Origin of the sequence: Kitasatospora sp. NPDC056184 (genome assembly GCF_042268405.1) — a bacterium.
In the GTDB taxonomy this organism is placed as follows: Bacteria; Actinomycetota; Actinomycetes; order Streptomycetales; family Streptomycetaceae; genus Kitasatospora.
Genome location: NZ_JBHJUI010000008.1, coordinates 90,926 through 117,056, shown reverse-complemented (window position 1 = coordinate 117,056; position 26,131 = coordinate 90,926). Strand labels below are relative to the sequence as shown.

Genomic DNA, 26,131 nt, shown 5'->3' with positions numbered 1-26,131 from the left:
CAAGCCGGTTGCCGGTGCGGGTCAGACCGCGGCCGCCTCGCGTTCGGCGCGCCGCCGCGCGCCGTCCTCACCGGCGGCCCGCCGGGAGCCGCCGCGCCCGCGCCGCCGCTGGGCGGGCCAGAGCAGGACGTACCCCGCCGAGACCACCACGAAGGCGAGCCGGACGAAGCCGCGCGCCGGGTCGGAGGGGAGCAACAGCGTGCCGCCGTAGAGGGCGGCCAGCGCGATCCAGCTCCACCACGGCACCAGCCGCCGCTGCCCGACGGTGTCCCAGAGCAGCGTGCCCAGCAGGATCGACGCGGAGTAGTACGTGTAGACGCTCGGGTCGAGCAGGATCCGGGCGTCCGCCCCCAGCAGGACGACGGCCGGCCAGCGGCCGCGCCAGACCGCCAGGACGCCCAGCGACAGGCCCAGGGCGAACTGCGCCGGGCGGTCCCACCACGGCGTCGCCGAATCGGTCACCCCGAACCAGCGCAGCGCCGAGGCGGGCTGGTTGGGGATGGTGAACTTCGCGGCCGCCATGGTGTCCAGGTCGCCCAGGTAGAACGGCAGCCAGGCGAGGGCCACCAGTCCGGCGAACCAGAGCACCGTCCGCGGCCACCTGGCCCGAGGCAGCGCGAGGATCAGCGGCGCGAAGGCGAGCGCCCACGGCTTGGAGTCCACCGCCAGCGCGAGGTACACACCGACCGGGGCGGCCCGGCCGCGGCTGAGCTCGTACGCGGCGAGGGTGGTGAAGAACAGCGCCAGCACGTCGTCCAGGTGCGCGAAGCGCACGGACACCTCGACCCACATCGGGATGAACGCCAGGCCGGCGATCAGCAGCCGCTGCTGGAGCCGGCGGTGGTTGGTGCCGGTGCCCAGGTAGTGGAGGGCGGCCGTGCGGCCGACCAGGACCAGCATCGCCAGGCCCAGTCCGGACATCACCGCCTCGGCCAGCAGCTCGCCGGTGTGCGGCGGGAACGGGGCGAAGAGCCGCGCCACCGCCAGGCTGACCGGGCCGATCTGCAGCTCGGGGTGGTGGGCGTAGAGCGCGAGGCCGCCGTCCGGCCGGTCACTGAAGAGCAGTTCCTCGCCCTGGCGCAGGTAGTGCCAGGAGAAGCCGCCGCTCGGCTCGACCAGCAGGAACCACAGGACGGTCCAGCCGAGCAGCACCACGTGGTGTCTGCGGACCGGCAGACCGACGATCCGGCCGGTGGAGGCCTGGTAGTCCGTACCGGCCCGCGCCGCGCGCCCCGACCGTCCCGGCCCTGCCGAGCGCCCCGCGCCCCGTCCCCGCACCCCGTACCTCGCCTGCCCGTGTCGGCCCCCCTCGGAGGGTCATCCTAGGACGGGTGCCCGGACGGCACCGCCCGTGCCCCCGGTGGCCGGGGACACGGGCGGTGGGCGTCGTGCTGCGCGGTCGGCGGGTCAGCCGTGCTGCGCGGCGCGGCGGCGGCGGAGCACCACCAGGGTGCCGACACCGGCCGCGAGGACGGCGCCGCCGGCGAGCGCGATGGCCGTGGTGTCGTCACCGCCACCGGTGGTGGCCAGCGCCTTGTCCGCGTTGGACCGGGCCTGGACGACGGCCTCCGGGGTGATCGGCAGCGGCGCGATGGCCGGGACCTTCACCGGGAAGTCGATCGGCTGGCGGGCACCGGTCTCGTCGTCGCCCCCGTTGTCCCCGGGGGCCGGGGTCGCCGGGGCGGTGGTGCCGGAGGCGCTCGGCGAGGCGCTCGCGCCGGACGTCGTCGACGCACTCGGCGAGGCGCTCGGCGACGCGCTTCCCGACGGCGTCGCGCTCGACGTGGCGGTCGGCGTCGCGGTGGCGGACGGCGTGCCGCCTTCCGTCGGCAGCGTGGTGGCCGACGGGCTGGTGCTCGTGCTCGGCGTGGCCGTGGCGCTCGACGTGGCGGTCGGCGTCGCGGTGGCGGACGGCGAGGTGGTCGCCGACGGCGAGGTGGTGGCCGACGGGCTGCCGGTCGGCGACTTCGTCGGGCTGGCGCTCGGGCTGGTCGGCTTGGTGGTGGTCGGCTTCGCGGTCGGGCTCGGCTTCCCGCCGCCCCCGGCCACGATCTTGAAGCGGTCGCCGCACTCGCCGTCACCGACGAACTCGCCCGAACCGGCCTTGTTCCCCTCGACCTTGGACGCGAACGCCACCGGGACCACCCCGGCCGTGCCGAGCGGCGCGTCCTTGGTCACCGAGACGCGGACCGTGACGGTGACGCTGTTGCCCTTGTTCACGGCGAGCAGCGAGTTCTTGTAGTCCGGGATCGAGTTGTCGATGAGCTTGGCGAGCAGGAACAGCACGCCGTCGTCGTCGCTCTCGCCGCCGCCCGGCGCGGGCTTGGCCGGCAGCCAGGTCTTGGACTTGTCCAGCGACTCGGGCAGCTGGTACTCGACCTTGAGGTGCTCCCCGCGCAGCGTCCCCTTGGGGTTCTTGAACTTGAGCAGCGGGTAGTACACGAAGTCGTGCTTGGTGTTGTTGTCGACGGTGAAGTTGAACAGCTTGGTCTCGCCGCCGGCGACGAAGGTCCGCGGCACCCCGTCCAGGGACAGGTCGAGCGCGCGGGCCTTGGCCTTGTCGGCCTGCGGCGTGGCGGCGGCGGAGGTGGATCCGGTGGTGGCGGCGGCCACCGCGCCCTGGGCGCCGGTCAGGGCCATCGAGGCGGCGAGCGCGGCGGCGCCGGCCAGGGCGAGACTGCGAGGTATGGAGATGGACAAGGGAGACCTCACGAGAGTGTCCGGGCGCGGCCCGGGGGCGCGGAGGGACCGGGCGGCTGTCCGAGCCGCGATCCCCCCGCGAAGCTGAAAGTCCGACGGAGACTACCGAAGTCTCCGGCCGTGGCGTGAGTCGGGTGCCGGTTTTCACGGGGCGCGGCCCGATTTCTGTCCGATTGGCCCAACTCTGCCCCGAGGAAGGGCTTTTGCTCCTGCGCCACCGCTCCGCCGCGGCCGCCCGCCCGGCTACTCCGGCAGCCCGGCCCGCCGCCGCGCGACGGCCGCGACCGCCGCCCAGTCCTTCTCGCCGTCCCCGTGCGCCAGCGCGTCCAGGAACGCGTCCCGCAGCACACTGCCGAACGGCAGCGGCACCCGCGCCGCCGCGCCGGCGGAGAGCGCGAGGTCGACGTCCTTGAGCCCGAGCGGAAGCTTGAACCCGGCGGGCTCGTAACGGCGTTCGGCCACCATCGATCCGTAGCCGGAGTAGATCGGCCCCGGGAAGAGCGTGCCGCTGAGCATCTCGATCAGATCGGTCGGACGGACGCCGTTCGCCTCGGCCAGGCTGCACGCCTCGGCCATCGACTCGATCGCGCAGGCCAGCAGGAAGTTGGTGCTGATCTTGGCGGTGTTGGCCTGGCCCGGGCGCTCGCCGAAGTGCCAGACCCGCCGGCCCATCGCGGCGAACAGCGGCTCGACCGCGGCCAGCGACTCCGCGCTCCCGGCGGCCAGGATGTTGAGCTCCCCGGCCTCGGCCACCGGCGGGCGGCCGAGCACCGGCGCCGCGACGTACCCGACGCCGTACTCGGCGTGCAGGGCCTCGGCGCGCTCGGCCAGGGCGACCGAGACGGTCGCCATGTTGACGTGCACGCCGGCCGTGGCGGCCTCCAGCAGGGCCGGGTCGAGCAGCAGCCGCTCCACGGCGGCGTCGTTGGCGAGCATCGAGACGACCACGTCGGCCGCGAAGACGTCGGCCAGGCCGTCGGCGGCCACGGCGCCCCGGGCGACCATGGCGGCCACCGGCTCGGGCGAGCGGTTCCAGACCCGGACGGTGTGCCCGGCCTTCACCAGGTTGCCGGCCATGCCCCGGCCCATCCCGCCCAGTCCGACGAAGCCGACCGTCATCCCGCTCATCGCACACTCCCGCTGCCGCCCGGCGGCCGGACCGGCCGTCCGACCACGATCAACCGACTGTACGTCAGCCCGCCGGGCGGCCGGGCCGTCGTCCGAGCGGGCCGCCGTCCCGGTCAGGCCGCCGCGGCGTGCCGCCCGTCCGCCGAGCCGGCCCGGAGGTGCGCGAGGGCCCGGTGGCGCAGCAGCTGGTACTGGGCCTGGAGCCGCCCCGGGCGCAGCGGGCGGGCGACCGGCCGGCCGGGGCCGACCCGCTCGTCCGGGCCGAAGCGCGAACGGGTCATGTCCACCTCGGCGCCGGCCGCGGAGCGGTTCCACCAGTGCAGGTCCGTCCGGACCCCGCCGGTGTACACCTCGCCCATCATCAGCTCGCCGCCGAGCAGGTCGTGCACCACCAGGGCGGTCGCCCGGCACTGGCCGTGGGCGGGATTGTCGGGACGCCAGTGGGCCTGGTCCTCGGGCGCGCAGGTGTCGACACCCCAGGAGGAGCGGATCGCACGTTCGATGTCGTTGAGGGTCCACGCCGTCATAGCGGGAAGCCTGCCACGCGGCACCGACAGCGGCAGCGGCTTTTCGGCCGTCGGCCCCGTGTTCTGCGGTGACCCGCACCACCTTCACCCGTACGGGGAGCCCGCCGGGGTGGTGGAGTGCGCCGGGGTGGTCGGGGGATCCGCCCCGGCGCACGGGCCGGCCGCACGCCCTCGGCGCGGGCCGGCGGTCCTCGGCCGGTGCTCGGCCGGTCCTCGGCCGGGCTACTTGGTGAGCGCCTCGACGCCCGCCTGCGCGAACTGCTCGTCCAGGTCGCCGCTCGGCGCGCCCGCGACACCGATGCCCGCCACCGGCGCGCCCTTGGACTGCACCGGGGCGCCGCCGGCCAGGAACAGCGTGTTCGGGATGTCCTTGAGCTGCGGGGCCTGGGCGAGGCGCTTGGCCAGCTCCGAGGTGGGCGCGTTCCAGGAGACCGCCGTGAACGCCTTCCGGACCGCCGACTCCGGCGACTGCGGGCCGGCACCGTCGCCCTTGAGCAGCACCCGGGTGACGCCGTCGCGGTCGACGACCGCCACCGAGACGCGCTGGCCGGCCTTGGCGGCCGCGTCCAGGGTGGCCTGGGCGGCCCTGGTGGCGGCCTCGATGGTCAGGCCGGTGGTCTGCGAGAGGTTCTTGTTCTGGGCGTCGGCCTTGACCGCGGCGGCGCTGACCGCCGGGGTGTCGGTGGCGTCGGCGCTGGCGGAGACGGCGCCGACGGTGGCGGCGGCCAGCGCGGCGGCGGCGACGGTGCCGGTCAGCACCTTGGCGCGAACGGAGGTCTTCTTCATGGTCCGGCTCCTCGTCGGATGGGCGGTGGTGGGGACGGATCCGATCCTCCGTTCCGGACCCCCTGCGCCACATCGGCGGTCCGGACACCGCGCCCGGGCATGATGGAGGACGGACCCGTCAGCCGATCGGCTGATGCGGCCCCGGACCGGACGGGTCAGGATCGAGGGATCGCCGCGGCCCGGGCGGCCGGAGCGAACGGAACGGACAGAGCGAGGAGCGGCCCCGTGCACCACCCCGGCCCCCTGCCCGCCCCGCCCGCGCCGCCCGTCCTCCCCGCCTCCTCCGACCCGGACGCCGGCCGGCTGGCCGTGCTGCTCGACTCCGCCTTCCTCCTCCTGCTCGCCACCTCGCTCAGCCGCTTCCTCGACCACCACCCGGACAACCCGCGCATCCCCTGGGTGATCGGCCTGAGCGCCGTCCTGGCCACCGTCCAGCCGGTCGGCTCCTGGCTCGCCCACCGCCGCCCGCCCGCCCCCGGGCAGCGCCGCCGCCGCTGGCCGCTGGCCGTGGTGACCGTGCTCTGGGTGGTCCTGGTGGTGATCGCGCCGAGCTTCTCCTGGTGCGCCGTCCCGCTGGTCTACACGGCCCTGCGGACGCTGCCCACCCGGGCGGCGGTCCCGCTCGTCGCGGCGCTCACCCTGCTGGTGGTCGTCGGGGAGGTCCGGCTGCCGGGCCCGCTGGACGCCAACCTCCTCCTGCTGCCGCCCGCCGTCGCCGCGCTGGCCACCGGCGTCTTCCTGTACATGGAGCGGCAGGCCGAGCGGCAGCGCGCGCTGATCGCCGACCTGGTCCGCACCCGGCGCGAACTCGCCGCCACCGAACGGCGGGAGGGGACGCTGGCCGAGCGGCAACGGCTGGCGATGGAGATCCACGACACCCTCGCCCAGGGCCTGTCCAGCCAGCAGATGCTGCTCCAGGCCGCCGACCGCACCTGGGAGGGCGACCCGGCGACCGCCCGCGGCCACGTCCGCACCGCCGCCGAGGTGGCCGCCCGCAACCTCGCCGAGGCCCGCCGCTTCGTCCACGACCTCGCGCCCGCCGAGCTCGCCGACGGCCGCTCCCTGGACCAGGCGCTGCGCTCGCTCGCCGAGCGGGAGTCCGCCGAGAGCGGGCTGCCGGTCCGCTTCCACCTGGACGGCGCGCCGGTGCCGCTGCCGGCGGCCGCGCAGTCGGCGCTGCTGCGGATCGCCCAGGGGGCGCTGGCCAACGTCCGCGAGCACGCCGGGGCCTCGGCCGCCGCGCTGACCCTCTCCTTCCTCGGCGACCAGGCCGTCCTGGACATCGCCGACGACGGCCGCGGCTTCACCCCCGCCGCCTCCCCTCCCCCCGCGTCGTCCTCCTCCGGCCGCGGCCACGGCCTGCCGGCCATGCGCGCCCGGCTGCGCCAGCTCGGTGGCACCCTGACCGTGGAGAGCGCCCCCGGCGAGGGCACCGTGGTCTCCGCGGCCGTCCCGCTCACCCCCGACCGCCTCTAGGCCCTGGAGCAGTCCGATGAACGCCACCCCCGCCCCGTCCCCGGTCCGGCTGCTGGTCTGCGACGACCACGCCGTGGTCCGGGCCGGCCTGCTGGCCCTGCTGGCCAGCGCCGGCGACATCGAGGTGGTCGGCGAGGCGAGCAGCGGCGAGGAGGCGGTCGAGCTGGCGGCCCGGCTGGCCCCGCAGGTGGTGCTGATGGACCTCCAGCTCGGCGACGGCATCGACGGCGTGGAGGCCACCCGCCGGATCACCGCGGCCCCGGACGCCCCGCACGTCCTGGTCCTGACCACCTACGACACGGACGCCGACATCACCCGGGCGATCGGCGCGGGCGCGACCGGGTACCTGCTGAAGGCCGAGCGGCCGGAGGAGCTGTTCGCCGCGGTGCACTCGGCCGCGCGGGGGCGGACGGTGCTCTCGCCGCCGGTCGCCTCCCGGGTCATGGCGCAGATGCGGGCCCCGGCGCCGCAGCTCACCGAGCGCGAGACGGACATCCTCGCCCAGCTCGCCCAGGGGCTCGGCAACCGGGAGATCGCCCGCGCGCTGTTCATCAGCGAGGCGACCGTCAAGACCCACCTGGGCCGGATCTACGACAAGTTGGGCGTCGACACCCGGGCCGGCGCGGTGGCCGTCGCCAAGGAGCGCCGGCTGCTCCGCTGATACCGACACTCCGTTCGGAATGTCGGATTCCGAACGAACGTCCCCACCCCGCCCCGGCACTCACCGGCGGCATTCGAACGACCGGCCCTCATCAGCCCTTTCCCACGCCTTCCCCGGCACCCCTTGCCATCCGGACACCCATCCCCGATTGTGGATGTTCCGTGGATTTGGGCATTGACAAACCAACCATGCGGTTTGTTACCGTAACGATCAACGACGCCCCACCTCAAGGGGGCTTGCCGGGCCTGTGCGGAACGCTCTCGCCGGAGAGCTGTGCCAGGGGGGACGGCGGGAGTCCGGGGCGATCGGGGGGAGCGGCGCGAAGCCGTGCGTCGACGCGGCGCGGAGCGGGTCCGGGGGGACCCGCTCCGCGCCTCCCTGCTTCCCGCCCCCGCTCAGGCCCCGGCCCTCCCTTGCCCGGCGGATCGCTCCGGTCCACACTGATCACCGGGACGAGGGGGACGCCATGGCGGAGCAGACGGCGGCCGCGGCGGGCGGGCCGACGGCGTTCGGTGCGCGGCTCCAGGCGTACCGCGGGCGGGCCGGACTGAGCCAGGAAGCGGCCGCGGAACGGGCCGGGATCAGCACCAGGGCGCTGCGCGACCTCGAACACGGACGGGTCCGGCGGCCCCGGGCGGACACCCTGCGACGGCTGGCCGAGGCGCTGGAACTGACCGGCGCCGAGCCGGCGGACCTGCTGGCCGCCGGCCGCGCCGAGCCGGCGCGCGACGCCGGGCCGCCCCGGCTGCTGATCCTCGGACCGCTCGCCCTCCAGCACGGCCGCACCCCCGTCCCGGTCACCGGTCCGATGCTGCGCCGCCTGCTCGGGCTGCTGGCGCTCAAGCACCCCGGGCCCGCCACCCGGCAGGAGATCACCGACACCCTCTGGCCGTCCGGACCGCCCGGCTCCCACCGGAGCCTCGTCCACGGCTACGTCAGCCAGGTCCGCCGGCTGCTGGCACCCGAGGGCCCGCGGACGGCCCCGCCGCCGACCGTCGTCCGCACCCCCACCGGCTATCTGCTGGAGGCCGCCCGGGACCAGCTCGACCTCGGCCGGTTCGACGAACTGCTGCGGCGGGCGCACCACTTGCACCGCGCGCCGGACCCGGGGGCCGCGTACGAGGCGCTGACCCGGGCGCTGCGGTGCTGGCGTGGCCCGGTGCTCGCGGACGCGGACCCGGCGCTGCGCCGGCACCCGGCCGCGGTCGCGGCCGACGAACGGCGGGTCGGCGCCGCCCTGTTGCACGCCGACACGGCGCTGCTGCTGCGCCGCGCCGGGGAGGCCGTCCCGGTGCTGTCGGAGCTGGTGGCCGCCGAGCCGCTGCACGAGGGCCTGCACGCCCGGCTGATCCTCGCGCTCGCGAGCTGCGGCGAACAGGCCGCCGCGCTCACCGTGTTCGGCCGCCTGCGCGACCGGCTCGACGAGGAGCTGGGCATCGCGCCCGGCCCGGAGGTCCACGACGCCCACCTGCGGGTGCTGCGCCGGCAGGTGCCCCTCGCCCCGGTCTGCGGCACCGCCCCGACCGGCCCGACCGGCCCGAGCCCGGCCCAACTGCCCGCCGCGACCGGCACCTACGTCGGCCGGCGGCGGCAACTGGAGGAGCTGGACGCCCTCGTCGCGCCCGATCCGGCGCGGCGCCCGCACGTGGTGGCGGTGGTCGGCGCGCCCGGGGTCGGCAAGACGGCCCTCGCCACGCACTGGGCGCACGCCCGGCGCCGGCACTTCGAGGACGGGCAGCTGTTCGTCGACCTGCGCGGCCACTCCCGGCTCCCGGCGCTGCGCCCCGGCGACGTCCTGGCCCGGTTCCTCCGGGCCCTGGGCGTCCGGCCCGACCGGCTGCCCGCGGACCAGGACGAGGCCGCGGCGCTGTACCGCACGCTGCTCGCCGACCGGCGCGTGCTGATCGTGCTGGACAACGCCCGCGACGCCGAGCAGGTCAGACCGCTGATCCCGGGCGCCCCGGGCTGCGCCGTCCTGATCACCAGCCGCAGCAGGCTCGCCGGGCTGGTCGTCGACGGCGCCCGCCGGCTCGGGCTGGACGTGCTCGGCCCGGACGAGGCCCTCCGGCTGCTGGCCGGCACCATCGGCGAGTGCCGGGTCGCGGCCGAGGAGGAGGCGGCCCGCTCGCTCGTCCGGCTCTGCGGCGGCCTGCCGCTGGCGATCCGGATCGCCGGCGCCAACCTGGTCTCCCGCGGCACCGGGATCGCCGACCACTGCGCCGAGTTGGCGGGCGGCAACGTCCTCGGCCAGCTGCACGTCGAAGGCGACCGGGGCTCGACGGTACGGGCCGCCTTCGACCTCTCCTACCGCGCCCTCCCGCCCGCGGCCCGGCGGATGTTCCGGCTCCTCGGCCTGATGCCCGGCCCCGACCTCACCGCGGACGGCGCCGCCGCGCTGACGGACGCCGCTCCGGCCGCCTCCGCCGCGCTGCTGGCGGCGCTGGCCGACGCCCACCTGGTGCAGGAACGGACGGACGGCCGCTTCGCACTGCACGACCTGCTGCGCTCCTACGCCCGCGAGCTGGTCGGCGCCACCGAGGCGCACGCCGCGCGCAAGCGGCTGTTCGGCTGGTACCTGGAGCGCACCGACGCCGCGGCCCGGCTGCTCTTCCCCACCGCCCCCGCCGAGGCCCCGGCCGCCGGAGCGGCGCCGCCCGCTCCCGCCTTCCCCGACCACGGGCGGGCCGCGGAGTGGCTGGAGCGCGAGCGCGAGAACCTGGCCGGCGCCGTCCAGGAGGCGTCCGGCACCGGCTTCACCGCCGTCGCCCGGCGCCTCGCCCGGCACCTGCGCAGCTACCTGTCGACCGGGATGTACACCGGCGACTGCTTCGACCTCGCGACCGCCGACCGGCTGCGAAGCGCCCGGCCCGGCCGCCGGGAGGAGCCCGACGAGGACATCGCCGTCCTCGGCCTGGTCTGCTGGAAGCTCGGCCGGCTGCACGAGGCCGCCGCGTACTTCACGCAGGTGGCCCGGCACTTCCGCGAGCTCGACGCGGACCGCGCGGAGGCGGTCTCGTACACCAACCTCGGAGTCGTCCACCGGGCGCTGGGACGCCCCGAGGACGCGATCCGGGTGCTCGGCGGGACCCTCCCGGCCCATCTGCGCAGCGGCAACAAGTTCAGCGAGACGGTGGCCCTGAACGCCCTCTCCGGCGCCCACACCGATCTGGGCGACCACGCCACCGGCCGGCTGCTGGCCCGCACCGCGCTGGCCGGCGCGCGGACCCTGCGCAACCGGGCGCTGGAGGCCAACGCCCAGCTGGCCCTGGGCGCGGCGCAGGAGCGCGCCCAGCGGCCGTCCGACGCGGCCGACAGCTACCGCGAGGCGCTGCGCCTCGCCGAGTCGGTGCACGACAGCTTCCCGCAGGCCGCCGCGCTCGTCGGGCTCGCGACGGTCCAGGCGGGCCGGGAGCCGCGGGCCGCCCTGCGCACCGCGGAGCGCGCCGTGGCGCTCTCCCGCGAGGCGCGGTTCCGGATGCTCGAAGGCTGCGCGCTCGACGCCCTGACCCGGGCCCGGTTGCGGCTGGGCGAGTCGCGGACCGCCCTGGAGAGCGGACACGCCGCCCTCGCCGTGCACCGCGAGACCGGGCACCGGCCCGGCGAGGCGCGCAGTCAGCTGGCGCTCGGCCACGCGCAGTCGGCCCTCGGCGCGCGCGGCCGGGCGTTCGAGCACTGGCGCGAGGCACGCCGGCTCTCCCGGGCGATGGGCGGCGTCCGGCTCCGCTGAGCACCGGGCGGCGGCAGAAGGACCGGACCGGCAGTTTCCGCGGTTCTGCCGGTTGCCCCCGCACGGCCGCCGGAACGCGGCAGAACCGCAGGTCAGCCGGCCCGGGACAGGCCTGCCGCCGGGCCGCTCCCCCTCCGGTCCGGCTACCGGGAACCGGCCGGTGCGGCTCCGTACGGTGGTCGCACCCCAGACCGTGATCCCCCAGGAGCGTCCGATGAGCCGCTACGACCACCTCGCGTTCACCCCCGCGGTGCGCCGGGCCCAGCAGGAGCTGGGCAGCGCCGCGGCGGCCGACCGCCGCCTGCGGATGCCGGGCGGCACGGAGGCCCAGGCGCTCACCGGCGCCGAGGCCGACTTCATCCGCGGCCTCGACAACTTCCTGTTCGCCACCGTGGGCGCGACCGGCTGGCCGTACCTCCAGTTCCGGGGCGGTCCACCGGGCTTCGTCCACGTCCTGAACGAGCGGACCCTCGGCTACCTGGACGTCCGGGGCAACCGGCAGTACATCACCACCGGCAACCTGCGCGGCGACGGCCGGGTCGCGCTCTTCTTCCTCGACCACGCCCGCCGGGCCCGCCTCAAGCTGCTCGGCCGCGCGACCGCCGTCCCGGCCACCGACGCCCCCGCGCTCGCCGCCCGGCTGGACTCGCCGCGCACCGACGGCACGGTCGAACAGATCGTCACCATCCGGGTGGAGGCCTTCGCCTGGAACTGCCCGAACCACATCACCCCCCGCCCGAGCCACCGCGAACTCACCGACCGGCTCGCACGGCTGGAGCGGGAGAACGCCGCCCTGCGCGCGGAACTCGCCGCGCACGACCGAGGAACCGAACGCCCGTGGAAGACCTCCTGACCGACCCGTCGGTCTCACCGCCCGCGCCGCCCACCGCCGAACCGGCGATCTGGTCCCGCACCTTCCGCTCCTACTTCACGGCCCGCAGCGCCGGCCTGCTCAGCTGGGCGATGCTGCCGGTCGCGGTCTCGGCCGGCCTGCTCAGCGGCGGGTACGGCCTGGACACCGCCGGGTACGCGATGGCCTTCCTGGTCGGCCCGTTCGCCGGCCTGGTGCTGTTCGGCGGGGTGCTCGCCGACCGCTTCACCGCCCGCCGGATGATGATCGCCGCCGACCTCGCCAACCTCGCCGCCCACGTCCTGCTCGCCCTGCTGTTCCTCCACGGCATCGACCACCTCTGGCAGCTGTACGCGCTGCTGGTGGTGGCCGGCACCGCCAACGCGATGTTCCAGCCGGGCGCCTCCTCGACCGTCCCGCTGGTCGCGCGCGACGTCCAGGGCGCCAACGGCGTCCTGCGCACCGCCGAGGCGCTCACCGGACTCGGCGGCCCGGCGCTGGCCGGCGTCCTGGTCGGGCTCGGCGACACCGCCTGGGTGATGGTGATCTCCGCCGTCGCCTACGGAACCAGCGCCGCCTGCCTGTTCACGCTCCGGCTCGGCCCGGTGCCCGCCCCGCCGGCCGGCGGCACCCTGTGGCACAACCTGGCGGTCGGCTGGCGGGAGTTCCGCGCCCGCAGCTGGCTCTGGGGCGTGATCGTCATCTGGATGGTCTTCGCGGTGCTCTCCTGGGGCCCGCAGCTGTCGGTGGCCGCCGGCGTCATCGTCCCCGAGCACGGCGCCACCGCCTTCGGCCTGCTCAACTGCGCCCTGGGCGCCGGCACCGTCGCCGGAGGCCTGCTGGCGATCCGCTACAAGCCCGCCCGCCCGCTCGCCGCCGGAGCCGTGGCGATGCTGGCCTTCCCCCTCTACCCGCTCGGCATCGTCCTCGGCTGGCCGGTCTGGCTGCTCGCCGCCGCCCAGGTCGCGGTCGGCACCGGCACCGGCGTCTGGGGCGTCATGTGGGCCACCAGCGTCCAGACCCAGGTCCCCGGCGAGGTCCTCAACCGCGTCCACGCCTACGAGGTCGCCGGCTCCGTCGGCATGTACCCCCTCGGCAGCGCCCTGGCCGGCCCCGCCACCCACGCCTTCGGCACCGACCGCGTCCTCCTCCTCGGCGCCGCCGTCGCCCTCCTCACCGCCCTCGCCCTCCTCGCCGCCCACCCCGTCCGCACCCTCCCCCGCGCCCACCCCTGACCCCGCCCGGACAACGCGAAAGCCGCAGGTCAGATGACCTGCGGCTTTCGGTGTGGAGCGGGCGACGAGAATCGAACTCGCGCTCTAAGCTTGGGAAGCTCATGTTCTACCATTAAACTACGCCCGCCTGATGAGCCGTCAGAGACCGCTCGATCTGTCCCTCACTGTACCCCATCCGTGACGGCGGCCGCACAGGTGGGGGTGGCGTGGCCCGGGCGCGGGGGGTGGGGGCGGGGGCGTACTGTGTGGGCCGCGTGAGAGTGCCCCGGCGGGTGGGCGCGGGCGGCGAGCCTTGGTGTGGAATGTCCGGTACATCCCCTAATGTGACGCTGGTCCCGGGGGCTCCGCCGTTCGGGGCGACGAGTACGGGTGAGTACTGGGGTAAGGATGGGAAGGGGATCGATGGAGCAGCGCGCCGTCGTTCGTTGTGCCGAGGGGCACCTGTTCAGCACCACCACGTTCCCGATGCAGAACCTCGGGCCCGGCCGGCTGGGGCCCGGCCGGCTGATCAGGTGTCCGCAGTGCGGGCGGTTGCGGAGTTCGGTGCTGGCCGACCTGCGGGAGCTGTCCGAGCCGCAACTGGCCCGGGCACTGCGGCTGGAGGCCGCGGAGTTCCTCGCCTGACGAGGGCGGACACGGGAGTGGAGTGACGGGCGCGGCCCCGGGCGATTCGTCCGGGGCCGCGTCGTGCACGTAACCTCGAAGCGTGCTGCTCTCTGACAAGGACATCCGGACCGAGATCGACAACGGCCGGGTGGTGATCGATCCGTTCGACCCCGCGATGATCCAGCCGTCGAGCATCGACGTGCGACTGGACCGCTTCTTCCGGGTCTTCGAGAACCACCGCTACCCGCACATCGACCCCTCCGAGGAGCAGCCGGACCTGACCCGGCTGGTCGAGCCGGAGGGCGACGACGCGTTCATCCTGCACCCGGGCGAGTTCGTGCTGGCGTCGACCTACGAGGTCATCACACTGCCCGACGACGTCGCCTCGCGGCTGGAGGGCAAGTCCAGCCTGGGCCGGCTCGGGCTGCTGACGCACTCCACGGCCGGCTTCATCGACCCGGGCTTCAGCGGGCACGTGACGCTGGAGCTGTCGAACGTCGCGACGCTGCCGATCAAGCTCTACCCGGGGATGAAGATCGGGCAGCTCTGCCTGTTCCGGCTCTCCTCGCCCTCGGAGCACCCGTACGGCTCGGAGCGGTACGGCTCGCGCTACCAGGGGCAGCGCGGTCCGACGCCGTCGCGCTCCTACCTGAACTTCCACCGTACGGACGTCTGAGTCGGACGAAGAGCGCACGGTGCGGGCGGTCACCCCTGGAGGGGGGACCGCCCGCCGGCGTTTCAGGCCCGCTTCGGGCGGGTGACGGCGACCAGCTCGCTGCCGTCCTCGGAGAGCCGCAGCTCGGTGCGGAGCTCGGCGAGCTCGCCCAGGTGGTGCAGGTGGGTGCCGCCGCAGAAGATCCGCGCCGCGCCCTCGGGCAGCTCGCAGTGCCACTGGCGGCGGGCGGTCAGCTCCGGGCCGGGGACGTCGATGCGCACCGGGGCGTCGGCGGCGACCCAGGCGGCCAGCCGGCGGTTGACGGCCTCGGTGAGCGCGGGGAGGGCGTCCGCGAGGGCCGGGAGGTCCTCGGCGGCCTCGGTGGTGAAGCCCTTCTTGCGCAGCGACTTGCCCAGCCGGTAGGTGTCGGTGCTGGCCTCGGTGTCCATCACCGAGCTCGCCATGGCGAGGCTGTCGAAGTCCGGGTGGCCGAAGGCGTCGGCGCGGCCCGGGTCCTTGCGCCAGCGCGGCGCGAGCGCCTCGTTGAGGGCGAGGGCGAGCAGGTGGCAGCCGCTGTGCGAGGCGCTGAGCGCGCCGCGGCGCGCGGCGTCGACGGCGAGGACGGCGCCGCGGCCGACGAGGTCGCCCGGGTCGGCCGCGAGGACGTGCAGGACCAGCCAGGACCACTCCTCGTCGCCGCGCCGGACCGGGATGTCGGCGCCGACCAGCGGCGCGCCGCCGTCCGGGCCCACCGCGCCGGTGAGGCAGTCGACGACTGCCAGCTCGACGCCGTCCACGGTGAGGGTGCCGAGGTCGGCGGGTTGGTCGGGCCAGGTGTGGTCGAGCGGGTGGAACGGGGTCGCCCCGGTGACCACGGCGTAGCGGCCGTCGTCCAGCGGGTGCACCGCGAGCACCGTCGACTCGCCGGTCACCGCCCCGGCCGGGAAGCTGACGTGGGTGGTGGGGAGGGTCATGCCTGGCTCCGTGCGGGTGAGGGTGGACGAGGGGATGGGCAGGACAACGCGACGGGCCCCGCGAGGCGAGGCCCGTCGTCCATTGTCGCCGAGGGTCAGCCCAGGGTCGGCAGCTTGATCAGCACCAGCAGGGCCAGCAGCTGCAGCGCGGCCGCGCCGGCCGCCTTGCCCCAGGGCAGGTCGTGCACCCGGCGGACCATGAGGGCCAGCAGGTAGCCGCAGAGCAGCCAGGTGGCCCAGCCGACGGCCTGGACGACCAGGTTGTCGGCGGGCAGGACGAGCGCCAGCAGCAGTCGGGGCGCGTCGGTGACCCAGCCGATCAGCATGGCGAGGCCGACCGTGGACTGCCACGGGCCGTCGCCGCCGAACTGCCGGGCCAGCCCGTAGGTCACGGCGCCGAGCATGGCGCCGGCCAGGGTGAAGCCGATCGCGGCGGCGAGCATCGCGGTGAGCGCCACGGTGAAGGTCGAGTTGAACACGTCGTCGCGGGTCAGACCGATGCCGAGCACGGCGAGGGCGCCGTACACCAGGGAGACGGCGACGGCGGGGAGCCAGACCTGGTGGTCCCGGGTGCGGTCGAGGATCGCGGTGGGGGTGCGGAACAGACCGGTCAGCAGCTCGCGCCAGGCCGGCCGGGGGCCGGTGGCCTGCGGCGCGGACTGGCCGCCGGCCCGGTAGACGGCGACGTTGTCCTGGCCGTAGTCCTGCTCCTGGCCGTAGCCCTGCTGGTCGTGGCCGTAGCCCTGCTGGTCCCGGCCGTAGCCGTCCGGGTGCGGGTACGGCGGCTGCGCCTGGCCGTAGGAGGACGGATCGCCCGCGTACGGGTCGGCGCCGACCGGGAAGGCCCGGGTGTGGCCCGGGTTGTCGGCCGCGTACGGGTCCTGGTGCGGGGCGTGGTGCGGGGCGTGCGGGGCCTGGTGCGGGGCGCGCGGACCGTACGGGTCGTAGGGTCCGTACGGCTCCTGGTGCGCCCCCTGCTGCGGGCCGGTGAAGTACTCCGGTCCGTCCGTCGGCCCGTACCCCCCGGGCGTCGCCTGCTGCTGCGGCGGCGCCGACCACCCGCCACGGGGGTCGGCGCCCTGACCGCTGTCGTATCGATTGCCAGCCACGTTCCGAAGGTACCCGTCCGGCGGGCGCCGTGGTGGGCGGGCACCGGACCGGATCCGGTTTGCAGCGAGCCTGTTACCGCCGCCCGGCTACCGCCGTGCGCCGACCTTCGGCCCGTGCACCGCCGCCGCGGCGCTGGTGCCGGCCGGGCACCCGCCCGGGCCGGCCGAGGTGCGCACGGCGCCGACCGGCAGCAGCGTGCCGCAGGCGATCCGCACGCCGTTCGGCAGCTCGTTGTCGGACTCGACGATCGCGCCGTCGCCGATCACCGCGCCGTCCAGCGCGGTGCGGTCGCCGATGGTCGCGAAGGCGCCCACGATCGAGTCCTTGACCAGGGTGTCCGCCCCGATGACGGCGCCCGGCAGGATCACGCTGCCCTCGACGATCGCGCCGGCCTCGACCACCGCGCCCTCGGCGACCACGGTGCCGCCGCTGAGCACCGCGCCGTGCCGGACGGTCGAGCCGGGCAGCGGCAGGGCGTCACCGGTCGGGCCGGGGACGGCGGGCGAGTCGACCTTGCCGAGCACCAGGTCGGCCGAGCCGCGCACGAAGGCGGCCGGGGTGCCGAGGTCCAGCCAGTAGGAGGTGTCGACGACGCCGCGCAGCAGCGCGCCGGTGGCCAGCAGCTCGGGGAAGGTCTCGCGCTCGACGGAGACCTCGCGGCCGGCCGGGATGCGGTCGATGACCGAGCGGGTGAAGACGTAGCAGCCGGCGTTGATCTGGTCGGTGACGATCTGCTCGGGCGTCTCCGGCTTCTCCAGGAACTCCAGCACCCGCCCGTCGGCGTCGGTGGGGACGAGTCCGAAGGCGCGCGGGTCCTCGACCCGGGTGAGGTGCAGGGTGACGTCGGCCCCGGCGGCCACGTGGCCGTCGCGCAGGGCGGCGATGTCGACGCCGGAGAGGATGTCGCCGTTGAAGACCAGGACCGGCTCGTCGGGGCCGCAGGTCAGCCCGGTGGCCGCGTTGCGGATGGCGCCGCCGGTGCCGAGCGGCTCGCGCTCGGTCAGGTAGACCAGCTCGATGCCGTAGGGCGTGCCGTCCTGGAAGTGGTCCTCGAAGACCTCGGCGAGGTAGGAGGTGGCGAGCACCACGCGGGTGACCCCGGCCGCGGCCGCGCGGGCCAGCTGGTGCGCGATGAACGGAACGCCTGCCACCGGCAGCATGGGCTTGGGGGTGTGAGTGGTCAGCGGACGCAGTCGCGTGCCCTTACCACCGACCAGCATGATCGCCTCGGTCATGGTCTGCGCTGTTCCCCTTGTGGTCTCTGCGGCCCGGCCCGGCGGGCCGATACCTCCGTCGGTCTGCTGTACGCCGTTCCGGGGGCCGGAACGGATCGACCGGCGCGCGGCCGGTCCGGCGCCTACTGTATTTCCTCCCGAACGCCGGGCCGCCGGGCGGCCCGGCGTTCGGCGCGGGGGGCGGTGTCCGCGCGGCGTCCGCGGGAGCGGGAAAAGCCCGGCCCGAACGGGCGCTGGTGGCACCCGCCGGGCCGGGCGGTTGTTGCAGAACTGTCGAACAACGCGCCTCAGGCGTCGACGGTCCGCGGCTCCTCGGCCTCGGCCGGCGGGACCGCCTTGACCGAGTCGAGCAGCAGCTGGGCGACGTCGACGACCTTCAGGTGCTCCTTGGCCGCGCCCTCGTTCTTCTTGCCGTTGACCGAGTCGGAGAGCATGACGAGGCAGAACGGGCAGGCGGTGGAGACGATGTCCGGGTCGAGGGACAGCGCCTCGTCGACGCGCTCGGTGTTGATCCGCTTGCCGATGCGCTCCTCCATCCACATCCGCGCGCCGCCGGCGCCGCAGCAGAAGCCGCGCTCCTTGTGGCGGTGCATCTCCTGCTGGCGGAGCCCCGGGACCTTGTCCATGATCTCGCGCGGCGGGCTGTAGACCTTGTTGTGGCGGCCCAGGTAGCAGGGGTCGTGGTAGGTGATGAGGCCCTCGACCGGGTTGACCGGCACGAGCCTGCCCTCGTCGATGAGGTGCTGCAGCAACTGGGTGTGGTGGATGACCTCGAAGTGGCCGCCCAGCTGCGGGTACTCGTTGGCGATGGTGTTGAAGCAGTGCGGGCAGGTCGCCACGATCCGCTTGACCGGGGCGTCCTCCAGCGCGGCGTTCAGGGTCTCGACGTTCTGCGCGCCGAGCATCTGGAAGAGGAACTCGTTGCCCAGGCGGCGGGCGGAGTCACCGGTGCAGGACTCCTCCTTGCCGAGGATCGCGAACTGCACGCCGGCGGTGTGCAGCAGCTCGGCGAAGGCCTTGGTGGTCTTCTTCGCGCGGTCCTCCAGGGCGCCGGCGCAACCCACCCAGTACAGGTACTCGACCTCGGCGGGGTCGATGTCCTCGCCGATCACCGGCACCTCGATGCCGGTCTCCTTCTTGAGCTCCTTGACCCAGTCGAGCCGGGCCTTGGTCGCCATGCCCCAGGGGTTGCCCTTGTTCTCCAGGTTCTTGAGCATGGTGCCGGCCTCGGTGGGGAACGAGGACTCGATCATGACCTGGTAGCGGCGCATGTCGACGATGTGGTCGATGTGCTCGATGTCGACCGGGCACTGCTCGACGCAGGCGCCGCAGGTGGTGCAGGACCACAGCACGTCCGGGTCGATGACGCCGTTCTCCTCGGCGGTGCCGATCAGCGGGCGCTCGGCCTCGGCCAGGGCGGCCGCGGGGACGTCCTTCAGCTGCTCGGCGGTGGCCCGCTCGGTGCCCTCCATGTCCTTGCCGCCGCCGGCGAGCAGGTAGGGGGCCTTGCCGAAGGCGTGCTCGCGCAGGCTCATGATCAGCAGCTTCGGGGAGAGCGGCTTGCCGGTGTTCCAGGCCGGGCACTGCGACTGGCAGCGGCCGCACTCGGTGCAGGTGGAGAAGTCGAGGATGCCCTTCCAGGAGAAGTGCTCGACCTGGGAGACGCCGAAGACCGCGTCGTCGGCCGGGTCCTCGAAGTCGATCGGCTCGCCGCCGCTGGTCATCGGGCGCAGTTCGCCGAGCGCGGTGGAGCCGTCCTCCTCGCGCTTGAAGTAGATGTTGAAGAAGCCCAGGAAGCGGTGCCAGGCGACGCCCATCGAGGGGTTGACGCCGATGGTGATCGCCCAGGCGAAGGAGATGCTGATCTTCAGCATCGCGAAGAGGTAGACCAGGTTCTCCAGCGTGCCGTGGGACAGGCCGCGGAAGGCCGCCACCAGCGGGTAGGAGATGAGGTACTTGGCCTCGTAGGAGCCGACGTTCTCCAGCGCGCCCTCCAGGCCGCGCAGGATCATGATGCAGAGGCCGATGCCGAGGATCGTGTACTCGACGTAGAAGGCCTGCCAGGCGATCGATCCGGCGAAGCGGGACTTGCGGCCGGCTCGGCCGGGCAGGCTCAGCAGGCGGATCACGATCAGCGTCGCGATGCCCAGCGTGGTGAGGGTGCCGACCAGTTCGGTGAACAGCTCGTACGGCAGCCAGCCGCCGAGCACCGGCAGCACGAACTCGGCGTCGAACAGCTGGAAGAACGCGGTCAGCAGGGTCAGGCCCAGGGTGAAGAAGCCGACCGCGACGAACCAGTGGGCGATGCCGACGATGCCCCAGCGGTTCATCCGGGTGTGGCCGACGAACTCCACGGCCACGGTCTTCACCCGCTGCGCGGGCTGCCCGAAGCGGGTGGGGTCCGGCTGGCCGGTCCGCACCACCCGGTAGATGTACAGCGCCGCACGAGCGGCGAGCGCGGTGCCGACCACGAATGTGACCAGCGAGATGACGATCGCTGCTAGCTGCATCGGCTCTCCGTCTCCTGCGGCTTGCGTGTAACTGGTGTGCAGTGTCCCCGAGGGGAGTGTACTCGTCGGTAACTTCCAGGGCCGACGGGCCGGACATTACCGTTCGCCAACACTTCTCCTGAAGATGCTCAAGGTATGGCGGCAGTCACGCGCGTGCACCTCCGGCACGGCCCGCCCGCCGCGCTCCGGACGAACGGCTCAGCAAAGTTGAGCGCCGAGGACTCAGTCCTGTTGACGGCGCCCGCTCCGTCATGCATCCTTGAGCCCGTAAAGCTCAACTCTTCCGTGGAGGTATCTACGATGGCACGCGCGGTCGGCATCGACCTCGGTACGACGAACTCGGTCGTCAGCGTTCTGGAGGGTGGCGAGCCCACCGTCATCACGAACGCCGAGGGTGCGCGGACCACGCCGTCCGTCGTCGCCTTCGCGAAGAACGGCGAGGTGCTCGTCGGCGAGGTGGCCAAGCGCCAGGCGGTCACCAACGTCGACCGCACCATCCGGTCGGTCAAGCGCCACATGGGCACCAGCTGGAAGATCGGGCTGGACGGCAAGGACTTCAACCCGCAGCAGATCAGCGCCTTCATCCTGCAGAAGCTGAAGCGGGACGCCGAGGCCTACCTGGGCGAGACCGTCACCGACGCCGTCATCACCGTCCCGGCGTACTTCTCCGACTCGGAGCGCCAGGCCACCAAGGAGGCCGGTGAGATCGCGGGCCTCAACGTCCTGCGCATCGTCAACGAGCCCACCGCGGCCGCCCTGGCCTACGGCCTGGACAAGGACGACCAGACCATCCTGGTCTTCGACCTCGGCGGCGGCACCTTCGACGTCTCCCTGCTGGAGATCGGCGACGGGGTCGTCGAGGTGAAGGCCACCAACGGTGACAACCACCTCGGCGGCGACGACTGGGACCAGAAGATCGTCGACCACCTGGTCAAGGTCTTCCAGGCGGGCCACGGCGTGGACCTGTCGAAGGACAAGATGGCCCTGCAGCGTCTGCGCGAGGCCTCCGAGAAGGCCAAGATCGAGCTGTCCTCGTCCTCCGAGACCTCGATCAACCTGCCCTACATCACGGCCTCCGCCGAGGGCCCGCTGCACCTGGACGAGAAGCTCACCCGGGCCCAGTTCCAGCAGCTGAGCTCCGACCTGCTGGAGCGCTGCAAGATCCCGTTCAACAACGTGATCAAGGACGCCGGCATCTCGCTCTCCGAGATCGACCACGTCGTCCTCGTCGGCGGCTCCACCCGCATGCCGGCCGTCGCCGACCTGGTCCGCGAGCTGACCGGCGGCAAGGAAGCCAACAAGGGCGTCAACCCGGACGAGGTCGTCGCCATCGGCGCCTCGCTCCAGGCCGGTGTCCTCAAGGGCGAGGTCAAGGACGTCCTGCTGCTCGACGTCACCCCGCTGTCCCTCGGCATCGAGACCAAGGGCGGCATCATGACCAAGCTGATCGAGCGCAACACCACGATCCCGACCAAGCGCTCGGAGATCTTCACCACGGCCGAGGACAACCAGCCGTCCGTGCAGATCCAGGTCTACCAGGGCGAGCGCGAGATCGCGGCGTACAACAAGAAGCTCGGCATGTTCGAGCTGACCGGCCTGCCGCCGGCCCCGCGCGGCCTGCCCCAGATCGAGGTCACCTTCGACATCGACGCCAACGGCATCATGCACGTCGGCGCCAAGGACCTCGGCACCGGCAAGGAGCAGAAGATGACCGTCACCGGCGGCTCCGCGCTGCCGAAGGACGACATCGAGCGCATGATGCGCGAGGCCGAGCAGTACGCGGAGGAGGACCACAAGCGCCGCGAGGCCGTGGAGACCCGCAACCAGGCCGAGCAGCTCGTCTACTCCACCGAGAAGTTCATCGCCGACAACGCCGACAAGCTGCCGGCCGACGTCAAGACCGAGGTCGAGACCGCGATCGGCGAGCTCAAGGAGGCCCTGAAGGGCGAGGACATCGCGAAGATCCGCGAGGCCTCGGAGAAGGTCTCCACCACCGCCCAGAAGCTCGGCCAGGCGCTGTACGCCAACGCCGACGCCGCCGGTGCGGCGGGCGCGGGCGCGGGTGCGGCCGGTGACGCCGGTGCCAAGGACGACGACGTCGTCGACGCCGAGATCGTGGACGACGAGAAGCCCAAGGGCGGTGCGGCATGACGGAGAAGCCGCAGGGTGCCGAGCCCGGCGACGACTCCGCCGCCGAGGAGGCCGTGATCAAGGCGGCCGAGGAGGCCGCCGCGGCCGGGGCCGAGGGCTCCTCCGGCACGGACGAGGTCGCCGCGGCCAAGCGCGAGGCGGCCGAGCGCACCGCCGACCTCCAGCGCCTCCAGGCCGAGTACCAGAACTACCGCAAGCGGGTCGAGCGCGACCGGCTGACGGTCCGCGAGATCGCCGTCTCCAACATCCTGGAGTCGCTGATCCCGGTGCTGGACGACATCGGCCGCGCCCGCGACCACGGCGAGGTGACGGGCGGCTTCAAGTCCGTCGCGGAGTCGCTGGAGACGGTCGTCGCCAAGCTGGGCCTGCAGCAGTTCGGCAAGGAGGGCGAGCCCTTCGACCCGACCATGCACGAGGCGCTGATGCACAGCTACTCCTCGGACGTCACCGAGGACACCTGCGTCCAGATCCTCCAGCCCGGCTACCGGATCGGCGAGCGGATCATCCGCCCGGCGATGGTCGCGGTCGCGGAGCCCCAGCCGGGCACCCAGACCGCGTCCGGCCCGGACGCCGACGCCGCCAAGGGCGGGGAGAAGAAGGACCAGGCCGACGGTGGCTCGGACAGCTGACCACCGGTGACAGCTGACAACCCTTGCGCTGCGGAGTCGTACGCCGGCCAGTACGGCGGCCGGCTCCGCAGCGCGTTGTCGATGTGCCCGGGCACGGACGGCCGTGCCCGGACCGTTGACAGCACTGTGACGATGGACCTCGGGAGGTGGCGCCGGCCATGAGCGGCAAGGACTACGTGGAGAAGGACTACTACAAGGTCCTCGGCGTGCCCAAGGACGCCAGCGCCACGGAGATCAAGAAGACCTACCGCAAGCTGGCGCGCGAGTTCCACCCCGACGCCAACAAGGGCGACACCAAGGCCGAGGAGCGGTTCAAGGACATCTCCGAGGCGTACGACGTCCTCTCCGACGAGAAGCGGCGCAAGGAGTACGACGAGGCCCGCAGCCTGTTCGCCAACGGCGGCTTCCGCCCCGGCGGACCCGGTGGCACCGGCAGCTACAGCTTCGACTTCGGCGACCTCTTCAGCGGCAGCCAGGGCGGCGGCGGCCAGGGCGGGCTCGGCGACGTCTTCGGCGGCCTGTTCAACCGCGGCGGCCGGCAGGCCCAGCCGCGGCGCGGCGCCGACGTCGAGACCGAGGTGACGCTCTCCTTCGAGGAGGCCGTCGACGGCGCCACCGTCCCGCTGCGGATGACCAGTCAGGCCCCCTGCCGGCTCTGCAACGGGACCGGCGCCAAGGCTGGCACCACGCCGCGGGTCTGTCCGACCTGCGTGGGCTCCGGCACGGTCAGCCGCGGCCAGGGCGCCTTCGCGCTCTCCGAGCCCTGCCGGGACTGCCGCGGCCGCGGCATGATCGTCGACGACCCGTGCCCCGACTGCCACGGCAGCGGCCGCGCCAGCTCCGCCCGCACCATGCAGGTCCGGATCCCGGCCGGCGTCCAGGACGCCCAGCGGATCCGGCTCAAGGGCAAGGGCGCCCAGGGCGAGCGCGGCGGCCAGCCCGGCGACCTGTACGTCACCGTCCACGTCGACGCCCACCCGGTCTTCGGGCGCAAGGGCGACAACCTGACGGTGACCGTCCCGGTCACCTTCCCCGAGGCCGCGCTCGGCGGCACCATCGAGGTGCCGACCCTGAACGGCCCGTCGGTGAAGCTGAAGCTGCCGCCGGGCAGCGCCAACGGCCTCACCCTGCGGGCCCGCGGCAAGGGCGCCACCCGCAAGGACGGCACCCGCGGCGACCTCCTGGTCACCGTGGAGGTCGTGGTACCCCAGCACGTCACCGGCGACGCGCTGACCGCTCTGGAGCAGTACCGCGAGGCGACCGCCTCCGACGACCCACGAGCCGCCCTCTTCCGGGCGGCGAAGGGAGCGTGACGACCAGATGACCCCCGACGACCCCATCGGCCCCGGCCTCGGCGAGGGCCTGCCCGGTGGCGGCGGCGCCCGTCGCACCACCCGCAGGAGCGCCCCGCAGCCCCAGTACGTGCTCACCGAGGAGACCCCGGTCTACGTGATCTCGGTGGCCGCCGAGCTCTCCGGGCTGCACCCGCAGACCCTCCGTCAGTACGACCGGCTCGGCCTGGTCTGCCCCGACCGCACCGCCGGGCGCGGCCGCCGCTACTCCTCGCGCGACATCCAGCAGCTGCGCGAGGTCCAGCGGCTCTCCCAGGACGAGGGCATCAACCTGGCCGGCATCAAGCGGATCATCGAGCTGGAGAACCAGGTCACCGCCCTCCAGTCCCGGATCGCCGAGCTGGCCGACTCCCTGGAGGGCGCCGCCACGGCGCTCCAGCAGCGCGAGGCCACCATCCACGCCTCCTACCGCCGCGACCTCGTCCCCTACCAGCCCCCCACCCCCCACTCCAGCGCCCTCGTGGTCTGGCGCCCCAAGCGCTGACGGCCGCCGCGCCGCCGCACTGCCGCCGGTTTCCCCCTGGCCGGGGGGTGCCGGCGGCGCGGCGTTGGTGAGAGGGTGCTGAGGACCGGGCCGGGCTTCCCCCGCCGGCGAGGCCCGATCTGGCATGCTGCACGGCGTTTCCTGCTTGGATACCTGGCAGTACCGGTAAGCACGGCCACGGCAAGGAGCCTCAGATGAGTGGACGAGAGCAGCTCGGTGCCACCACGGGTGGGACGGGCGTCCTCTCCCAGGGGGCACGTGCGCTGTACCTGGCCATCATCGGGGAGAACGGGCGGCTCCCCAAGGACTCGGAAATCCTGTGCGGCGACGCGGCCCGGGACGAGCTGGTGGGCCTCGGCCTGCTCGTCCCCGACACCGACGAGCCCGACGTCCTGGTCGCGGTCGACCCCCGGCAGCTCTCCGAGAGCCTCAGCGCGAGCTGGCAGCGCCAGGCCCTGGACCTGCTCACCCGCGCGTCCGCGCTCAGCAACGAGCTGCACGACCTCACGGCCGCCTACCACTCGCCGGAACAGGCCGGCGGCACCATCGAGTACGTCCGCGGCAAGGTCCTGATCAACCAGCGGGTCCAGCAGATCGTCGCGGGTGCCGCCGAGGAGATACTCGCGGCCCAGCCCGGCGGGCCCCGGCCGTCCGACGCCCTGGCGGGCATCCTCGAACGGGACCTGGAGGCCCTCCGGCTGGGGATCACGCTCAGAACGATCTACCACCCGAGCACCCGCTACCACGCGCCCACCCGGGAGTACGTCGCCGCCATCACGCAGGCGGGCGGCAGAGTCCGGACGCTCGACGAGCCCTACACGCGCCTGATCGTGATCGACCGCCGCATCGCGGTGATCCCCATCGCCGAGGACCTCAACCTCGCCGCTTTCATCCACGACCAAGCCGTCATCAGCTATCTGATCAGCGAGGTCTTCGAGCGGAACTGGAGCCACGCGCTGGACTTCGACGGCGCGCGTGGCGTCCCGCAGCAGGTCGTCTCCGGGATGCGGCAGACGATCATCGACCTGATGCTGGAAGGCGTGAACCACCGGGTGATCGCCCGCCGACTGGGCATCAGCGAACGGACCCTCGCCCGTCACCTCGCCGAGATGCGGGACGAGCACAACGTGGAGTCACTGTTCCAGCTCGGCTACGCGCTGGCGCGCAACAGCGGCACCGGCGAGCATCCCGAACTGTACGGGTGACCGGTCCCCCGGCTCCGGGTTCAGTTCCAGATCGTGTCCGTCGCGAGGGCGACGGTCTTCTCCGCCGACGCGTCGTGACCCACCCGGATGTTCCAGATCGTGTCGTCCGCCGAGCCGGCGCCGCCAATGA

The 26,131-nt window shown here is 73.9% G+C and carries 20 protein-coding genes, 1 tRNA gene and 1 pseudogene; 12 read left to right on the top strand and 10 right to left on the bottom strand.

Translation table 11 applies throughout. The annotated features are described in order from the left end of the window. Positions 1 to 21: 21 nt before the first annotated feature. From ACFC0B_RS18020 to ACFC0B_RS18000, 5 genes are all read right to left on the bottom strand, one after another. Positions 22 to 1,278: a hypothetical protein gene (locus ACFC0B_RS18020; protein ID WP_376086786.1), complete on the bottom strand. Its 1,257-nt coding sequence runs from the start codon at positions 1,276 to 1,278 to the stop codon at positions 22 to 24. Between the two features lie 129 nt (positions 1,279 to 1,407). Beyond that, positions 1,408 to 2,700 (bottom strand): LPXTG cell wall anchor domain-containing protein, encoded by a 1,293-nt coding sequence (locus tag ACFC0B_RS18015; RefSeq protein WP_376086785.1) that lies wholly within the window; start codon positions 2,698 to 2,700, stop codon positions 1,408 to 1,410. 243 nt (positions 2,701 to 2,943) lie between these two features. After that, positions 2,944 to 3,828, bottom strand: a complete 885-nt coding sequence (locus tag ACFC0B_RS18010; RefSeq protein ID WP_376086784.1) for an NAD(P)-dependent oxidoreductase — start codon at positions 3,826 to 3,828, stop codon at positions 2,944 to 2,946. A gap of 113 nt (positions 3,829 to 3,941) precedes the next feature. Beyond that, positions 3,942 to 4,355 (bottom strand): hypothetical protein, encoded by a 414-nt coding sequence (locus ACFC0B_RS18005; protein WP_376086783.1) that lies wholly within the window; start codon positions 4,353 to 4,355, stop codon positions 3,942 to 3,944. A 222-nt stretch (positions 4,356 to 4,577) separates the two neighbouring features. Then, complete coding sequence (locus ACFC0B_RS18000; RefSeq protein WP_376086782.1) at positions 4,578 to 5,141, bottom strand: heme-binding protein; 564 nt, start codon at positions 5,139 to 5,141, stop codon at positions 4,578 to 4,580. A gap of 225 nt (positions 5,142 to 5,366) precedes the next feature. On the opposite strand from ACFC0B_RS18000, the gene ACFC0B_RS17995 reads away from it, so the two are divergent. From ACFC0B_RS17995 to ACFC0B_RS17975, 5 genes are all read left to right on the top strand, one after another. After that, positions 5,367 to 6,617, top strand: a complete 1,251-nt coding sequence (locus ACFC0B_RS17995) for a sensor histidine kinase (RefSeq protein WP_376086781.1) — start codon at positions 5,367 to 5,369, stop codon at positions 6,615 to 6,617. A 16-nt stretch (positions 6,618 to 6,633) separates the two neighbouring features. Then, complete coding sequence (locus ACFC0B_RS17990; protein WP_376086780.1) at positions 6,634 to 7,278, top strand: response regulator; 645 nt, start codon at positions 6,634 to 6,636, stop codon at positions 7,276 to 7,278. Between the two features lie 466 nt (positions 7,279 to 7,744). Continuing rightward, positions 7,745 to 11,005, top strand: coding sequence for a BTAD domain-containing putative transcriptional regulator (locus ACFC0B_RS17985; protein WP_376086779.1), 3,261 nt, complete (start codon positions 7,745 to 7,747; stop codon positions 11,003 to 11,005). A 214-nt stretch (positions 11,006 to 11,219) separates the two neighbouring features. Next, a complete protein-coding gene (locus ACFC0B_RS17980) occupies positions 11,220 to 11,858 on the top strand; it encodes a pyridoxamine 5'-phosphate oxidase family protein (RefSeq protein ID WP_376086778.1) in 639 nt (212 codons plus the stop codon). Beyond that, positions 11,843 to 13,090, top strand: coding sequence for an MFS transporter (locus ACFC0B_RS17975; RefSeq protein WP_376086777.1), 1,248 nt, complete (start codon positions 11,843 to 11,845; stop codon positions 13,088 to 13,090). The genes ACFC0B_RS17980 and ACFC0B_RS17975 overlap by 16 nt, the downstream gene beginning before the upstream one ends. A 53-nt stretch (positions 13,091 to 13,143) precedes the next feature. Here the strand turns inward: ACFC0B_RS17975 and ACFC0B_RS17970 are convergent. After that, positions 13,144 to 13,217 (bottom strand) — tRNA-Gly (locus ACFC0B_RS17970). A gap of 260 nt (positions 13,218 to 13,477) precedes the next feature. Here ACFC0B_RS17970 and ACFC0B_RS17965 point away from each other — a divergent pair. Beyond that, positions 13,478 to 13,714: a hypothetical protein gene (locus ACFC0B_RS17965; RefSeq protein ID WP_376086776.1), complete on the top strand. Its 237-nt coding sequence runs from the start codon at positions 13,478 to 13,480 to the stop codon at positions 13,712 to 13,714. 82 nt (positions 13,715 to 13,796) lie between these two features. Continuing rightward, entirely contained in the window at positions 13,797 to 14,372 is a 576-nt protein-coding gene (gene dcd, locus ACFC0B_RS17960) for a dCTP deaminase (RefSeq protein ID WP_376086775.1), read from the top strand. A gap of 62 nt (positions 14,373 to 14,434) precedes the next feature. Here the strand turns inward: dcd and ACFC0B_RS17955 are convergent, their stop codons facing one another. The 4 genes and pseudogenes from ACFC0B_RS17955 to ACFC0B_RS17940 form a co-directional block, all read right to left on the bottom strand. Continuing rightward, entirely contained in the window at positions 14,435 to 15,325 is an 891-nt protein-coding gene (locus ACFC0B_RS17955; protein WP_376086774.1) for a metal-dependent hydrolase, read from the bottom strand. A 95-nt stretch (positions 15,326 to 15,420) separates the two neighbouring features. Further along, positions 15,421 to 16,434: a Yip1 family protein gene (locus tag ACFC0B_RS17950; RefSeq protein ID WP_376086773.1), complete on the bottom strand. Its 1,014-nt coding sequence runs from the start codon at positions 16,432 to 16,434 to the stop codon at positions 15,421 to 15,423. A gap of 162 nt (positions 16,435 to 16,596) precedes the next feature. Continuing rightward, positions 16,597 to 17,670: pseudogene (locus ACFC0B_RS17945) on the bottom strand (sugar phosphate nucleotidyltransferase); the annotation flags it as partial. A gap of 287 nt (positions 17,671 to 17,957) precedes the next feature. Next, a complete protein-coding gene (locus tag ACFC0B_RS17940) occupies positions 17,958 to 20,180 on the bottom strand; it encodes a (Fe-S)-binding protein (protein WP_376086772.1) in 2,223 nt (740 codons plus the stop codon). A gap of 300 nt (positions 20,181 to 20,480) precedes the next feature. Here ACFC0B_RS17940 and dnaK point away from each other — a divergent pair, with 300 nt between their 5' ends. The 5 genes from dnaK to ACFC0B_RS17915 all read left to right on the top strand — a co-directional run bounded on the left by dnaK (position 20,481) and on the right by ACFC0B_RS17915 (position 26,001). Beyond that, positions 20,481 to 22,331, top strand: a complete 1,851-nt coding sequence (dnaK, locus tag ACFC0B_RS17935; RefSeq protein WP_376086771.1) for a molecular chaperone DnaK — start codon at positions 20,481 to 20,483, stop codon at positions 22,329 to 22,331. Then, positions 22,328 to 22,960, top strand: coding sequence for a nucleotide exchange factor GrpE (grpE, locus tag ACFC0B_RS17930; protein WP_376086770.1), 633 nt, complete (start codon positions 22,328 to 22,330; stop codon positions 22,958 to 22,960). The genes dnaK and grpE overlap by 4 nt, the downstream gene beginning before the upstream one ends. 158 nt (positions 22,961 to 23,118) lie before the next feature. Then, positions 23,119 to 24,273, top strand: a complete 1,155-nt coding sequence (gene dnaJ, locus ACFC0B_RS17925; protein WP_376086769.1) for a molecular chaperone DnaJ — start codon at positions 23,119 to 23,121, stop codon at positions 24,271 to 24,273. A gap of 7 nt (positions 24,274 to 24,280) precedes the next feature. Next, entirely contained in the window at positions 24,281 to 24,796 is a 516-nt protein-coding gene (locus tag ACFC0B_RS17920) for a heat shock protein transcriptional repressor HspR (RefSeq protein ID WP_376086768.1), read from the top strand. A 194-nt stretch (positions 24,797 to 24,990) separates the two neighbouring features. Further along, complete coding sequence (locus ACFC0B_RS17915) at positions 24,991 to 26,001, top strand: LuxR family transcriptional regulator (protein WP_376086767.1); 1,011 nt, start codon at positions 24,991 to 24,993, stop codon at positions 25,999 to 26,001. Positions 26,002 to 26,131: the final 130 nt, after the last annotated feature.

Excerpts from the sequence above, each read along its gene's own strand:
- ACFC0B_RS18010 (WP_376086784.1), bottom strand. The coding sequence starts at position 3,828 with ATGAGCGGGATGACGGTCGGCTTCGTCGGACTGGGCGGGATGGGCCGG.
- ACFC0B_RS18005 (WP_376086783.1), bottom strand. The coding sequence starts at position 4,355 with ATGACGGCGTGGACCCTCAACGACATCGAACGTGCGATCCGCTCCTCC.
- ACFC0B_RS18000 (WP_376086782.1), bottom strand. The coding sequence starts at position 5,141 with ATGAAGAAGACCTCCGTTCGCGCCAAGGTGCTGACCGGCACCGTCGCC.
- ACFC0B_RS17990 (WP_376086780.1), top strand. The coding sequence starts at position 6,634 with ATGAACGCCACCCCCGCCCCGTCCCCGGTCCGGCTGCTGGTCTGCGAC.
- ACFC0B_RS17985 (WP_376086779.1), top strand. The coding sequence starts at position 7,745 with ATGGCGGAGCAGACGGCGGCCGCGGCGGGCGGGCCGACGGCGTTCGGT.
- ACFC0B_RS17980 (WP_376086778.1), top strand. The coding sequence starts at position 11,220 with ATGAGCCGCTACGACCACCTCGCGTTCACCCCCGCGGTGCGCCGGGCC.
- ACFC0B_RS17965 (WP_376086776.1), top strand. The coding sequence starts at position 13,478 with ATGGGAAGGGGATCGATGGAGCAGCGCGCCGTCGTTCGTTGTGCCGAG.
- ACFC0B_RS17955 (WP_376086774.1), bottom strand. The coding sequence starts at position 15,325 with ATGACCCTCCCCACCACCCACGTCAGCTTCCCGGCCGGGGCGGTGACC.
- ACFC0B_RS17940 (WP_376086772.1), bottom strand. The coding sequence starts at position 20,180 with ATGCAGCTAGCAGCGATCGTCATCTCGCTGGTCACATTCGTGGTCGGC.
- dnaK (WP_376086771.1), top strand. The coding sequence starts at position 20,481 with ATGGCACGCGCGGTCGGCATCGACCTCGGTACGACGAACTCGGTCGTC.
- grpE (WP_376086770.1), top strand. The coding sequence starts at position 22,328 with ATGACGGAGAAGCCGCAGGGTGCCGAGCCCGGCGACGACTCCGCCGCC.
- dnaJ (WP_376086769.1), top strand. The coding sequence starts at position 23,119 with ATGAGCGGCAAGGACTACGTGGAGAAGGACTACTACAAGGTCCTCGGC.
- ACFC0B_RS17920 (WP_376086768.1), top strand. The coding sequence starts at position 24,281 with ATGACCCCCGACGACCCCATCGGCCCCGGCCTCGGCGAGGGCCTGCCC.
- ACFC0B_RS17915 (WP_376086767.1), top strand. The coding sequence starts at position 24,991 with ATGAGTGGACGAGAGCAGCTCGGTGCCACCACGGGTGGGACGGGCGTC.